The sequence below is a fragment of the Vibrio sp. 10N.222.47.A9 genome (assembly GCF_963872585.1).
Lineage (GTDB): Bacteria > Pseudomonadota > Gammaproteobacteria > Enterobacterales > Vibrionaceae > Vibrio > Vibrio splendidus.
Genome location: NZ_CAWNBB010000030.1, coordinates 41,513 through 54,273, shown reverse-complemented (window position 1 = coordinate 54,273; position 12,761 = coordinate 41,513). Strand labels below are relative to the sequence as shown.

At 43.6% G+C, this 12,761-nt stretch carries 17 protein-coding genes; 10 read left to right on the top strand and 7 right to left on the bottom strand.

Annotated features, from left to right (window positions below; all coding sequences use genetic code 11):
• Positions 1–202: 202 nt before the first annotated feature.
• Together AACT19_RS08630 and AACT19_RS08625 are read right to left on the bottom strand one after the other, a co-directional pair.
• Positions 203–1,030, bottom strand: coding sequence for a protein-glutamate O-methyltransferase (locus AACT19_RS08630; RefSeq protein WP_004736174.1), 828 nt, complete (start codon positions 1,028–1,030; stop codon positions 203–205).
• Positions 1,031–1,041: 11 nt separating this feature from the next.
• Complete coding sequence (locus AACT19_RS08625; protein WP_004736173.1) at positions 1,042–1,968, bottom strand: chemotaxis protein CheV; 927 nt, start codon at positions 1,966–1,968, stop codon at positions 1,042–1,044.
• Between the two features lie 77 nt (positions 1,969–2,045).
• On the opposite strand from AACT19_RS08625, the gene flgA reads away from it, so the two are divergent.
• The 3 genes from flgA to AACT19_RS08610 all read left to right on the top strand — a co-directional run bounded on the left by flgA (position 2,046) and on the right by AACT19_RS08610 (position 3,781).
• Positions 2,046–2,792 carry a flagellar basal body P-ring formation chaperone FlgA gene (gene flgA / locus AACT19_RS08620; protein WP_017085300.1) on the top strand — a complete coding sequence of 249 codons (747 nt, stop codon included), beginning with the start codon at positions 2,046–2,048 and terminating at the stop codon, positions 2,790–2,792.
• Positions 2,793–2,971: 179 nt separating this feature from the next.
• A complete protein-coding gene (flgM, locus tag AACT19_RS08615; RefSeq protein WP_032546011.1) occupies positions 2,972–3,289 on the top strand; it encodes a flagellar biosynthesis anti-sigma factor FlgM in 318 nt (105 codons plus the stop codon).
• A gap of 66 nt (positions 3,290–3,355) precedes the next feature.
• The gene (locus tag AACT19_RS08610) at positions 3,356–3,781 is read left to right on the top strand and encodes a flagella synthesis protein FlgN (RefSeq protein WP_017093264.1); all 426 of its coding nucleotides are present in this window, start codon (positions 3,356–3,358) and stop codon (positions 3,779–3,781) included.
• 251 nt (positions 3,782–4,032) lie between these two features.
• On the opposite strand, the gene flgP is transcribed toward AACT19_RS08610, so the two are convergent.
• The gene (gene flgP / locus AACT19_RS08605; protein ID WP_017093263.1) at positions 4,033–4,464 is read right to left on the bottom strand and encodes a flagellar assembly lipoprotein FlgP; all 432 of its coding nucleotides are present in this window, start codon (positions 4,462–4,464) and stop codon (positions 4,033–4,035) included.
• Between the two features lie 9 nt (positions 4,465–4,473).
• The gene (locus AACT19_RS08600) at positions 4,474–5,109 is read right to left on the bottom strand and encodes a FlgO family outer membrane protein (protein WP_076646004.1); all 636 of its coding nucleotides are present in this window, start codon (positions 5,107–5,109) and stop codon (positions 4,474–4,476) included.
• Between the two features lie 192 nt (positions 5,110–5,301).
• Between AACT19_RS08600 and AACT19_RS08595 the strand changes: the two genes are divergently transcribed.
• Positions 5,302–6,435, top strand: coding sequence for a flagellar assembly protein FlgT (locus tag AACT19_RS08595; RefSeq protein WP_017076832.1), 1,134 nt, complete (start codon positions 5,302–5,304; stop codon positions 6,433–6,435).
• Positions 6,436–6,574: 139 nt separating this feature from the next.
• Positions 6,575–7,081, top strand: a complete 507-nt coding sequence (locus AACT19_RS08590) for a hypothetical protein (RefSeq protein WP_017084506.1) — start codon at positions 6,575–6,577, stop codon at positions 7,079–7,081.
• A 141-nt stretch (positions 7,082–7,222) separates the two neighbouring features.
• Here AACT19_RS08590 and AACT19_RS08585 read toward each other — a convergent pair whose 3' ends face one another.
• The 3 genes from AACT19_RS08585 to AACT19_RS08575 are packed head-to-tail and all read right to left on the bottom strand — an operon-like array spanning position 7,223 to position 9,981.
• Positions 7,223–8,464, bottom strand: a complete 1,242-nt coding sequence (locus AACT19_RS08585; RefSeq protein ID WP_076646003.1) for an NAD(P)/FAD-dependent oxidoreductase — start codon at positions 8,462–8,464, stop codon at positions 7,223–7,225.
• Positions 8,465–8,489: 25 nt separating this feature from the next.
• Complete coding sequence (locus tag AACT19_RS08580; RefSeq protein ID WP_076646002.1) at positions 8,490–9,563, bottom strand: methyltransferase; 1,074 nt, start codon at positions 9,561–9,563, stop codon at positions 8,490–8,492.
• Positions 9,564–9,591: 28 nt separating this feature from the next.
• Positions 9,592–9,981: a hypothetical protein gene (locus AACT19_RS08575; RefSeq protein ID WP_017084503.1), complete on the bottom strand. Its 390-nt coding sequence runs from the start codon at positions 9,979–9,981 to the stop codon at positions 9,592–9,594.
• 72 nt (positions 9,982–10,053) lie between these two features.
• Between AACT19_RS08575 and AACT19_RS08570 the strand changes: the two genes are divergently transcribed.
• The 5 genes from AACT19_RS08570 to AACT19_RS08550 all read left to right on the top strand — a co-directional run bounded on the left by AACT19_RS08570 (position 10,054) and on the right by AACT19_RS08550 (position 12,760).
• Positions 10,054–10,803 carry a beta-ketoacyl synthase chain length factor gene (locus tag AACT19_RS08570; protein ID WP_017088082.1) on the top strand — a complete coding sequence of 250 codons (750 nt, stop codon included), beginning with the start codon at positions 10,054–10,056 and terminating at the stop codon, positions 10,801–10,803.
• Positions 10,800–11,570: a lysophospholipid acyltransferase family protein gene (locus AACT19_RS08565; protein ID WP_076646001.1), complete on the top strand. Its 771-nt coding sequence runs from the start codon at positions 10,800–10,802 to the stop codon at positions 11,568–11,570. Before AACT19_RS08570 ends, AACT19_RS08565 begins: the two co-directional genes overlap by 4 nt.
• Positions 11,571–11,674: 104 nt before the next feature.
• Positions 11,675–11,935, top strand: coding sequence for a phosphopantetheine-binding protein (locus AACT19_RS08560; protein ID WP_004736154.1), 261 nt, complete (start codon positions 11,675–11,677; stop codon positions 11,933–11,935).
• 10 nt (positions 11,936–11,945) lie between these two features.
• A complete protein-coding gene (locus AACT19_RS08555; RefSeq protein WP_004736153.1) occupies positions 11,946–12,203 on the top strand; it encodes an acyl carrier protein in 258 nt (85 codons plus the stop codon).
• On the top strand, positions 12,203–12,760 hold the full coding sequence (locus tag AACT19_RS08550) for a septation protein IspZ (protein ID WP_017076838.1): 558 nt from the start codon (positions 12,203–12,205) through the stop codon (positions 12,758–12,760). Before AACT19_RS08555 ends, AACT19_RS08550 begins: the two co-directional genes overlap by 1 nt.
• Position 12,761: the final 1 nt, after the last annotated feature.

The following is a 12,761-nucleotide window of genomic DNA, read 5'->3' as shown; positions in this document are numbered from 1 at the left end:
ACCAACTTTTAAAACAAAGCGGGCTATCAATACTTTTACAGGTTACTCGTGGGTAAACTTGCAATATACAAGCCAAAAAATAGAGTAAATTGGAATGTCACTCTGACTTAAAGATATAGGTTAAGCCGGAAAAAGAAAACCCAGCACTTGGCTGGGTTTTGAAATTAGGCAGTAACGTTGCACCTAAAACTGGTGCCACTCATTACTTTAATTTGTAGATGATGCCTGGATTACAGCGAACCATTTCAAAACGATCCGTTAAGCCTGTTAGCGATTCAGACGCACCCAATAATAGGTAGCCACCAGGATTCAGGCTGTTTGCCATCTGGTTAAGTACCTTTGATTTCATATCAGGCGAGAAGTAAATCAGCACGTTACGACAAAAGATGATGTCGAACTTACCTAACAATGCATAGCTGTCCATCAGGTTCTGAGGGCGGAAGTTCACCATGCGCTTAACGTTATCTTTCACTTTCATACGGCCATCGCCCGCATCTTCAAAGAAAGTACGACGACGCTCAGGAGAAAGTCCACGTCCCAATGCAAGGTTGTCGTACGCGCCGGTGCGGCACATATCCAACATACTTGCTGAGATGTCAGTTGCGGTAATCGATACATTTGGCAACATACCTGGCTTACGAGCTTGAGTCTCAAGAATCGTCATTGCCATTGAGTATGCTTCTTGGCCTGAAGAGCTTGCCGCAGACCAAATCTTAATAGGACGTTTATTTGCCGCTATTTCCGGTAGAAGTTTATCCGCAAGCACAGCAAACGGGTAAGTATCACGGAACCAAAGTGTCTCGTTCGTCGTCATGGCATCGACTGCAGCCACGCGCAGCTCACGGTTTCGACCTGTTACTACATCTCTCAACAAATCAGACAACGAAGCTAACTTAAACTTCGTTACTAATGGGCTTAGACGGCTGCGCACTAAGTACTGTTTGCTGTCACCTAATACAATGCCACATTGAGATTCTAAGAAACGGCTGAAATCGCGATACTCTTGATCACTTATTGTTATAGCAGTCATTAATGTCTCTTTTAGTTAGTTAACGCAGCTTTTACCGCTGCACCAAGCTCATCGGGGTTGAACTTCGCGATGAAGGAGTTAGCTCCTACACGCTCAACCATGGCTTGGTTAAATACACCACTCAATGATGAGTGTAAAATTACGTATAGATCTTTAAGTTCGGCGTGACGACGAATCTCAGCAGTCAGCGTATAGCCATCCATTTCTGGCATTTCGATATCTGAAATCACCAATGAAATCTGATCGTAAATACTGCCTTCTGATGACATCTCCACCAGCTTCTCATAGGCTTCTTTACCATCTTTCACTGAAATAACTTCAAAACCAATCGACTCAATCGCACGCTGAACCTGCTTACGAGCAACGGTTGAATCATCAGCAATCAAGATACGACGAACCAATTCTTTACCTTGTTCTACTTCTGCGATTTCTTCAGCAATTTTGCTGTCCATTGTTTCATCAACAGGTGAAATCTCCGCTAGAATTTTTTCTACATCAAGAATTTCTACCAGCTCATTATCAATGTTGGTGACTGCAGTCAGGTAATGGGCTTTGCCTGCACCATCTGGCGGCGGAAGAATCGACTCCCAGTGCATGTTAATAATGCGTTCTACTGAACTGACCAAGAAACCTTGAATGGTTCGGTTAAACTCAGAAATAACCACAAAACACTTTTCAACATCCGTTGTAGGACGGCCACCAATCGCTAAGCTCAAATCGATTACAGAGATCGTTTGGCCACGAATGTGTGCTACACCTTTAACCAGTGGGTTCAAGTTTGGCATTTTTGTCAGTTTAGGGCACTGAAGTACTTCTTTTACTTTAAAAACATTAATGCCGTAACGCTGACGCCCCATTAGGCGAAAGGTTAGTAATTCTAATCGGTTTTGACCGACGAGTTGCGTACGCTGATTCACCGAATCAAGAATACCCGTCATGAGCTCATCTCCATATCAAACTTTTTTGTATAAAAAGTGTTAGTCTACTGCAGGCTACGAACCACTAGAGAAACGGAATGATATATCATAAAACAAATCTGCCGCTTTTTTCCATAGCAATGTGTAGAGCTACTTTTAAAACTGTCGCTAAGTTTATCGGCATTTTATCAATATTGTTTAGTTTTTTTGTACAAGCTGCGACTCCAGAGCAAATTGAAATGATTCAGTCTGCGGCGGAACAACACATCCTAGAGACAGTTGAGCAGCCACAAGGCGGCGAACTCTTTGTTAACTCAGCAAATGTGGACTCTAGAATCAAAGCAACAGATTGCCCTATTCCTCTAGATACCAGCGCCTCAACCACCAGCAATACCCGCAGTAGCATTACGGTTTTAGTGCAATGTGTTCCTGATGAATGGCGAGTTTACGTGCCGGTACGTCTTTCAATGTCAGTACCACTAGTCACAACAACACGCTCATTAGCAAGAGGCGAAATCGTAGGTCAATACGATGTCACCACCGCTATGATTTCGCTTAACAAGTTTCGTCGCCAAGGTTTCACCGCTCCCCAACAAGTGATCGGCGCTAAGGTAAAAAAGAACCTGAGGCCAGGTGATGTTGTCGAAAGAGGCGATATCTGTGTCGTATGCCGAAACGAGAAGGTTATCATACAGGCAGTAAAAGGTGGCATGACCATTACCACCAAAGGGACTGCACTTACGGATGGCTCAATGGGTGATCAAGTAAGAGTGAAAAATGATAAATCACAGCGTATAATTGAAGGTATTGTTACCAGCATGTCTGAAGTCACGGTTTACTTTTAACTCTTTACTTCTAAATTGACGGTATCGTTAGTTATTTTGCTCTCAACTTTAACGCCAAAATATAACGACTGTGGTGTTTTGTCCCTTTTCGACTATTGAGCTAAAAATTGCTAAAGTATTCGAATCCTTGGTCGATATTGACTGTACAGGTTCCCATTTTTGAAGAAAAAGGCTTAACTATGGCAGGCATTGATAATATTCGTTCAGGGCAAACCCTAACGACCACTAACCGACCAGCAGTACGCTCTGATTCTAGCTCTGAGGCATCACGTTCTGATGTGTCAACTAAATCACCAGCAAGCAAAGACGCGGTTTCACTAAGCCAACAAGGCAAAGCGATTGGTCAGCTCCATCAAGACATGGCTGCACAACCAAGCTTTGACTCTGTAAAAGTTGCTGCGATCAAAGAAGCGATTGCGAATGGTTCATACACTGTCGATCCAGAAAAACTGGCTGACAACATGATCAAGTTCGAAGATGAATTAAAAGGCCTTTAAGAAAACACTAACTTTTCATTGAAGTTATTGTCTTAAAGTACACGAGGTTATGAATAGGTTTACGTTATGGCGGCACTAGCAGATTTAGTTAATTTTCAACTTCAAAATGCCAAAGCCTTATCTGAATTACTAAGTTCAGAGAAAACCGCTATTACGAGCCGACAATCAAACGATATTGAGCGAATCGCCAAAGAAAAAGTGATCCTTGTTGAACAGCTAAGATCAACCGATCAACGAATTGCTACCCATACCAATATCTCAGAATTGACCGAGAATCCTGAACTTGCTCAGTTAGTCGCAACCATCAAGTCCATAGTGCACGACTGCCACCAAGCGAACCTAGTCAATGGCGAAGCCTTGAATCGAGCACACCTCAGTTTCAAAAAACTCAGCAATATGATGCAGCAAAGCCATGGTAAAATTGGTATGACTTACAATGCCGGTGGCCAAACGCATACGATTTCTACGCTGGGAACCAATGTAAAAGCCTAATTGGGCTAATCTTCTTCGCACAACACCCTTCTTGCTTGTATCTGTATCTCAGCCTACCCTTCTCGCTACACCGTCAAAGTCTCTCTAAACCTGTAAATGCCCCCCTAATAAACGATAAACACAAAAAAGCGGCAAGTATTTTCATACTTGCCGCTTTCTTAGTCATAACCGTTATTGGTTGCCGATACGCCATCTGGAAAGCGAGTGGCAGCCAATATAATTAGGTAAACTATAACTGGATGCTCCTAAAACTAGAACAACGTTTGTTGTCTCTTCTCAGGCACTGCCTGAACTTCACCGTAATTACGTAGCTGTTCCATCTTACGGATATCTAATTGGAGCTCTGTTACATAGCTATCACCCACTGGGTAGCTGCGCACTACTTCTGCGCCACGGATTACGCCATCAACTGCACCAGAAGTACGTTCAGTGCCAAGACGTTGATCTTCAAGCTCTGCTCGGCCGCTTACTCGCATGCCATACACTTGTTCAGCAAGTTCACGATAAGCATCGATCTTGGAAGCTCTCATCGCACGAATGCGCCTTTCCTCGTCGTTACGTCCCTTTTGCTCACTGATACTCGCGTAACCAACGGCAACTAAGTAATCGCCTGGCCTCATGTTTTGCAGAGGCTGACAGCCGACAAGCAGTAAAGCGGCAATAACAAATATTAACTTCTTCATCTCGAACTCCTAGGGGCGAAGAATAACGGTGTAAGGCTGAGTCATCGTTGGATCAGAACGAATAATGACACCATCTTGAGTTCGAATGCTGTTCAGAGTATCTAGATCTCGACCAATACGATCCGCTGGCAAAAAGCCTTGCGCGGAAGCAACCACAATACGAGTTTGTATGCCTACTACACGAGCATTAACTAGAACACCGCCCTCTTGGCGAAGCATAGTGCCAGTCAGTACGTACTGGACATCTTGCTCTTGAGCTAAGTCTTTCCAATCACGGCTTAATGCAAAATCACCTTGGTGAGTGACTTGGATCGAACCGGTTGTTTTAAAATCAACCACCTTGAAGCCACGACGCTGAAACTGATGAATAAAACCTTCTGAAACTGAATTACCTAGCCAGTTTGTTGTGTCCATGTGCTGCAGGTCAACAAACGAAGTAATCGCAATCGGGGTTCTTGCTGAAATACTCGTATTCGAAATGATCAAATCTTCAGTCATACTTTCCACGAAAAAGTCCATGGTATGACGAGGGCTGTCCATCAACATAAACTGACTGCCTGAATATTCAGACTTGCCGTTATAGATCGGCGAATAAGCACATGAGGTCAGTAACATGACACTCATTACTACGAGCCATTTTTTCATTCTCTAATCTCCAGATAGTTTTAGTGCTCCCTGTTCCAATATGTTCTCACCATTATTCTTTTCAATGGATTACAATGTTGGAACAGTCTTTGCTTTTCATTAATGGTTCAGATTAAGAAAAACGCACTTAAGTCAGCTTCAAGCTTATAGTTATTTGTTAAGCAATATTTATACCCAACTGGTAACGAATAGATGAAAAAAATAATTTCTTACTTATTTTCAATAAGTTCACTGATAACCATAAGCTTCAGTGCTCATGCCTCTTGGTATGAGGTTACCGGTACAGCAACCATCGTATCGTCAGAGGAAGCCGCAAGAGTCCATGCGCTGGAAGACGCGGTATATAAAGCGATCCAGTTCTCTGGTGCTGACATTGGTAGCATTGCTAACCTAACGCCCTACCTCGACGCGAAGAAGAAAGAGTTTCAATTTACCAATCATGAAGTGCGCTACATCTTGGTAGAAAAAGAGAAGAAACGCAGTGGCAATATAATGATCACTGCAAGGATCGACATCTACCCTTCGGCAAATGCTTGCCATGAGAGCCAATATAAGAAAACATTTTTGGTCGGCAACATTGATGTGACTTCCCCACAACAAGCTGTAATGGGCAGAATCTATAATATTGGTGATGATTTTAGCCATGTCGTTGACCGACAACTGGCGCAAGAATCTCGTAGCTTTGTTTCTGTTGGTACAACCAATTACGATATCGACAAGCGTCGACCGGAAGTGATCAAAATGATCGCACAAGACACGGGAGCACAGTACATTATCGGCGGTGATATCACCGATTTAACTGCGACCATTGAATCCAAGCTTCTAAAAGACGACATTATAAACCGCCAGTTTGCGTTAGAGATGCAAGTCTTTGACGGTAAGACAGGTCATCAGGTTTATAACCGTAGCTACCGTGAAGTGGCAAAATGGCCTTTTGCTAAGACCAGCGAGGTTGATACGCGCAGTGCTCGTTTCTGGGCATCAACCTACGGCAGCATGATGCTTCGCGTCAGCCGCAATATTATGTTGGACTTGGAATCAGAAGTATCATGTAAAATCACGCTTCCAGAGGTGGCAGCAGTATTTGGTAACACGGTGACCATTGATTTAGGTCGAATGCATGGCGTGCAACAAGGTGACAAACTGCAACTGTGGCACACCGGTTCGTTTATCGACCAACGAGGCTTGCCACGTAATAAGGTCTCTCAAAGCGATATCACGCTAACGGTTTCTCGCGTTTATGAGAACGAAGCTGAACTCACGATTGATCAACCTAGTCTTGCTGGAAGCATTCAAATTGGTGATGTAATGCAGAAAATCATGTAGTTAGCGACAAGCTCACTTCATAGTTTCTAATAAAGCCTTAGCACTTTTGTTAAGGCTTTATTTTTTTCATGATGATTAGTTTCGGTTTTAACGTATTTGTCGTAACCTTATTAATAACATAATCATCATTTAGCAAACTATGAGCCAGAATAATCTAATTGGTGCGACCGGTTATCGATTTATATCGAAAGGCCAAACCGCTTTTAAAATCCACATCCATACTCCTGAAGATACGGTGTTACATCGTTCTGTCGGTTTTGTTCGTATGGGTGAAGACAAAGCACTAAAGAAAACCATCAAGTTGAGAGATGAGCTTGGCAGAAAGCTCTGGGGAAAGTTTTGGCCAAAAGTCCTTAGAGAGCCCTATCTGATGACACGTTTACCGCACAGTTTAGAACCTAAAATAGTATTCAAACCAAACCCGACTCAGACAGATCCCGAACATCGAGATGAATGCTACATCGCTAAGTGGCGCGTATTCTCTGAAAGTGGTGAATACAAATACAGAACCAAAGTATGCTCTATAAGGAAGCACGGGCGACTCGCCGCCTACAGCCAAACCAAACGAGCGCTGCTTGAAGCCCACAAAGATGTGATTGAGTTACTTATCTTTATGGGACGATTGAACAGCATCGACCTGAAGTAGTATCAACTTCAGTAAAGCGAGTAAGCTAAGAATCAGCTTCCCATATTTAGCAGATACAGAAACAGCCGCATTGCGGCTGTTTTGATTTATAGGCTTTATCATTATGGTGCTTTAGCATGTTGCTACACCTTAATCGACCACCTAGCTTCGGCATATCTCCGACAGTGTCGTCAGTCGGCGTTTTGATTCTTTCACATAGGGGTTACTTTGATCCCATGCGTAACCAGCCAAAATAGAACACACCATTTGCTTAATCTTCGGGTTGGGATCTTGATAGAAAATCACATCCTGCAAAGTACCTGAGTACCATCCCTCAACATAAGTTCTAAAGGTGTTTACGCCAACCATCAATGGAACTGCATAATCACGTTCCCAATCAACCTTCTCACCATTGAGCTGCTTTTCCACGCACTCAACCGCAAACTGAGCCGACTTCATCGCAATTGTCACACCTGATGAAAACACAGGGTCAAGGAACTCACCGGCATTACCCAGCAGCGCATACTTATCTGTTGCCAGGTGCTTTACGTTGGCAGAATAGCCACCGATTTCACCCGCAGGGTTCGGATACTCTGCATTTGCCAAAATCTCCGCCAAACCCGGCTCTTCCATTGCCAGTTGCTTAAGAGCCGTAATCTTATCTTGTGGGTATGATTCAAAGAACTTAGGCTCACCGACGACACCAAACGAAGACACTCCGTTACTAAACGGGATCAACCAATACCAAACGTCAGGGTTGGTCGGGTGCACCGAGATCAGAATTTTGTTTCGATCATATTCAAGGTCGGTATCAACCTCTGAAATATGATCGTTAATGTGCGTAAAAATAGCTTTGCGTGGAGGAAGCGATGATGGCTCCTCCAAATCAAGCATCTTAGGTAACACGCGACCAAAGCCACTGCCATCCAGCACGTATTGAGCTTCTAGCTGATAGCGTTCTCCATCAAGCACTTGTACGTCTAAAATGGTACTTTCTTCAGTGAAGTTAATACCCATCAACTCATGTTGATAATCGATGGTCACACCTTGCGCTTCAGCCGTGTCTGCTAACACCTTATCAAAGGCACCTCGCTGAACCTGAAACGTGGTTCCCGGCCCAGCAGAGAACTTATCTTCAAAATTAAACGCGGTGTACACGCCATTTTTACGAAAAGCGGCACCATCTTTGAATTGGAAGTGAGCGTCAGCCACCGCTTCGCTCATGCCAGCTTGTTCAATCACTTCCATACAAGCAGGTAATAGACTTTCACCAATGGAAAAGCGCGGGAAAAGGCTCTTTTCAATCACTCGAACATCGATGCCTTTCTTATGAAGCAAAGACGCGGCAATAGACCCTGATGGCCCCGCTCCGATGATCACTACTTGAGTTGACAGTTTTTTCATTAATTTAAGCCATGTTTGTTATTATTTATTGCGCGCCAGCTTTCAATTCAAGAAGCGTATGACCAAGACCAATATCGTCGGTACGAGTTACCACCTCAAAACCCGCTTCTTCAACGATCTCTAAGAAATCTTCACTGCGGTAAAAACGGCTGTTGCCATTTGCCAAGCAGGTAAAGTAGAGAGACGTCGCGTTTAAGCTATAAGAAGCCGCATCGTATTTCTGTGCATCCCAAAACAGTTCAAGGATATAGACAGTCGCGTCTTCTGACATATGAGAGCGAACACGCTTTAATATGCTCAGAATTTCCATTGGCGAGAAGCAATCAAGGAACTGGCTCATCCACCACACATCCGCGCCTGTCGGCAACGCTTGTTGTTTATCGAGCATGTTGGCTGGGAATGGAGTCACTCGGTCTCGATGGCCATGTTGTGTCGCGTTTGCCATTGCCATTTCTAGTTGCTGTGGCAAATCAACAATCGTAACCTCAACGTCGGAGTCATGGTTGCAGCACTGCATTGCCCACTTACCGGTGTTACCACCGATATCCACCAGCGATTTAGGTTTCTTGCTGAAGACTTTCTCAAGCAAAACAGGGAACGAACGGTCCGAATAGAAGTGATCGAACTTAAACCAACTATCTTTGGCTTTTTCTGGCAATTGAGACAAGCCTTGGTAAATGGTTTCCCAATCACCCAGTTCTTTCAGGCCGGCAGGTGTGCCTTCTTCAATCGCTTCGGTTAGATGCATCATCGCTGCGTAACAAACATCGGCTGTGAAATCCATGTTTGCGTTGGTCATACCATCGTGCAGAAGGTAAAAACCAAGGTTGGCCATTTTATAGTTAGGTTTGTCCCAAGTAACAATATGAGCACTTAACGCCATATCAAGCAGAACTTTTACGCCGTACTCAGATACGCCCGTTATTTCCGAAAGAGTCTCTGCAGGTAAACCATCATTACCCGCCTCATCTAACGCTTTCAAGATACCTAAATCACGAAGTGTACGGGCAGTATGAAAAACAATGGGAGCGAAAGACAATTTCTGCGCTTCTGTTTTTGCTTCTAATGCGTTGAATGGATCTAATTTATATTCCGACACGAAAAACCTAACTTTAAATAATAGAGGATTACTCAGCTGCCATTTGTGCAAGCTTACGTTTAATATCAACGTTTAAGTTATTAACCCAACGGTTGTAATTACGGTGTATTTCACCATCGTCGTACTTCAAATTCTCTGATTCAACGTAAAGAATAGAGTAAAACTTGTCACTATAAGGAATTTCAATCACAGCATGGTGTGAACGAACATACAGTTCTGCACGGATCAAGCCAGGCTTTATTTCTGAAACCAACCAGCCTCGGTTTTCAGCAGACTCATAAATAGCTGATTTCACCTGTTTACTTTGAAGATTAAGTGCAACTGGAGTATCCTCAACATTCATTACAGGTTGGACACGTCCACACCCTGCAAGAACGAATATGAATAACATTGAAACGGCTATTTTTAGTAATTTCATTTAAATTCCTTACCTGTGTTTATTTATAAGCACGCATAGTATTTAGTTAGACCCAAAGCAAATCAATACTCTATGTCAAATCAATCCCAATTAATGTCGTTTAATATTGAGAAATGGTCTGCAAATTCTGCGGGGCTCAATTCCGTTGCCGAATGGCAAACATGGAGCACAAATTTAGATTGGCCACAAGATGGCTCAACTGAATTTAAAGCCATCCCGCCGATGATGCGTCGCCGAATGAGCCTGCAAAGTAAGCTTGCCGTCCAAACCGCATTGACTCTATTAAAAGACACCTCGGTTGATTTTCTGGTTTTTGCCAGCCGACATGGTGAGCTGCACCGAACTGCCACATTGATTCAATCAATCTTAGAAGGTGATGACGCCTCACCAATGGCGTTCTCGCAGTCGGTGCACAATACCGCTGCTGGTCTCACAACGATTGCCGCAAAAGCGCCGATTCCACTGACCTCTATTGCTGCTGGGCAAGATACCTTTCATAACGCTCTGATCGAAGCTTATCTTTACCTACATCAGTATCCGTCACATCGTGTGCTCGTCATTGATTTCGACCAGCCTTTGCCTGAGCTTTACCAAGAATACGAAACACAACACTATGCTGATTATGCTCTGGGCTTAGTGCTCACGACTGGCAGTGAATACTCTATTACTAGAACAGTAGAAGCCAACCAAGCATCTTCCGGGTTACCACAAGGACTACAAACGCTCCAACATATCTTATTGGGTACAAATAAGTGGACTGTTGCTGGCAAGCACCAAACTTGGTCGTGGATAAATAACGCCAAGACAGGAACACAGCAATGAGCAAGTTAGACCAATATTGGCGAGTGTTTGCTACAGGATTCTGCTTTACCACCTTTGGGCTGGGAGGCTTAGTATTAAGCTTCATAATCTTACCTTCTATTGCGATAACGACACCCAATACCATTGAAAGAGAGCTCAAAGTTCAGCGACTGATTCGTTTCTCCTTCAATGCTTTTTGCCAAATCATGAAGTTCACAGGCGCAATTGATTACAGAATTGATGGCGCCGAACTGCTACGCGAAGATCGCAACTGCATCATCGTTGCCAACCATCCGAGCTTAATCGACTATGTGCTGATCGCCTCTCAACTTCCTCAATGTGATTGCCTCGTTAAAGCAGCCATATGGGAAAACCCGTTTATGAAGAGGATTGTTAAAGCGGCGGGTTACATACCCAATCAAGCACCTGATGATCTTTTAGAACGTTGTGAAGAACGCTTTTCACGTGGCAATGTACTGCTGGTTTTTCCCGAAGGGACTCGCACAACACCAGGAATTGAACCATCATTACAACGTGGTGCGGCGCAAATTGCCACTCGAACACAAACCGATTTACGCGTGATTCATATTTCGGTTTCTCCGACATTCTTAACGAAAGAGAAAAAATGGTATCAAGTTCCTGCTACGAAACCCTTTTTTCATATCGCGGTGAAAGGTAAAATAGAAGTCGCACCATTTATTGAGAATGCAAATAACTTAACTTCGGCAGCAAGACGCCTTAATCATCATCTTGCACATACTATATTCCCTTCCGAAGAAAACATTTAGCTCATCAATAAACAACCGGCGATATCGGCATTTCGAAAATACATCGCATAATGTAGAATCGCCCCCTTAAAGCAGCATTCAGATAAAGCATTAAGTAGGCCAAAGTGGAAACATTACACAACGAACTGAAACAACTGATCATCGACGCATTGAACCTTGAAGACATGAGCATTGATGAGATTGAAACAGAAGCTCCACTATTTGGTGATGGACTTGGACTAGATTCTATCGATGCACTTGAGCTTGGTCTTGCTATCAAGAAAAAGTACAACATTGTTATCGATGCCGACGATTCAAACACTCGACAGCACTTTGCGTCAGTTGAAAATCTAGCGAACTACATCTCTTCTCAAACAAACAACTAGACAGATCTTTATGACACAAGCGAACCAACAAGAAGTATACAATCAGGTTAAAGATGCGCTTATTGAGCTGTTTGAGCTTGATGCCGAAGATATCACGCCTGAAGCACACCTTTATCTCGACCTAGACCTAGACAGCATTGATGCGGTTGATTTGGTCGTTCATTTACAGAACGTAACGGGTAAGAAGATCAAACCTGAAGAGTTCAAAGCAGTACGCACCGTTAATGACGTTGTGGAGTCTGTGGCTGAACTATTGAAGGACGCCTAATGCGTCCTCTGCTGACTTTATTGTCGGCAATCATACTTTTCACTTATCCAATAGCGGTTTACTTTGGACTCAACAAGTTTGGCCTACAAACCGTTGGCATCGTCTTAGCCGCTATCTTTGCTGTCCGCATTTTCACTGGCGGTCAGGCTAAGATCAAAGAGCTAAAACACCTAGCTTGGATCAGTGGAAGTGCCGGAATTGTTCTACTGGCATTAGGGTTAGCCTTCAAACAGCATGGCTGGTTAACCTATTATCCCGTCATCGTTAACGTTTGTATGTTGGCTGTATTCGCTTCAAGCCTATGGCAACCGCAAACCATTATCGAACGTCTTGCTCGACTCCAAGAGCCTGAACTTCCACAAAGTGGCGTTGATTACACACGAAAAGTCACCAAGGTTTGGTGCCTGTTCTTTGTTATCAATGGCTCTATCGCCCTTTACACCTGCTTCCAACCTCTTGAAATATGGACCCTATACAATGGCTTACTCAGCTATTTGTTCGCCGGGTTACTCTTTGCAGGAGAGTGGGTGGTAAGACAGCGCATTCGTCAGAGTTAAA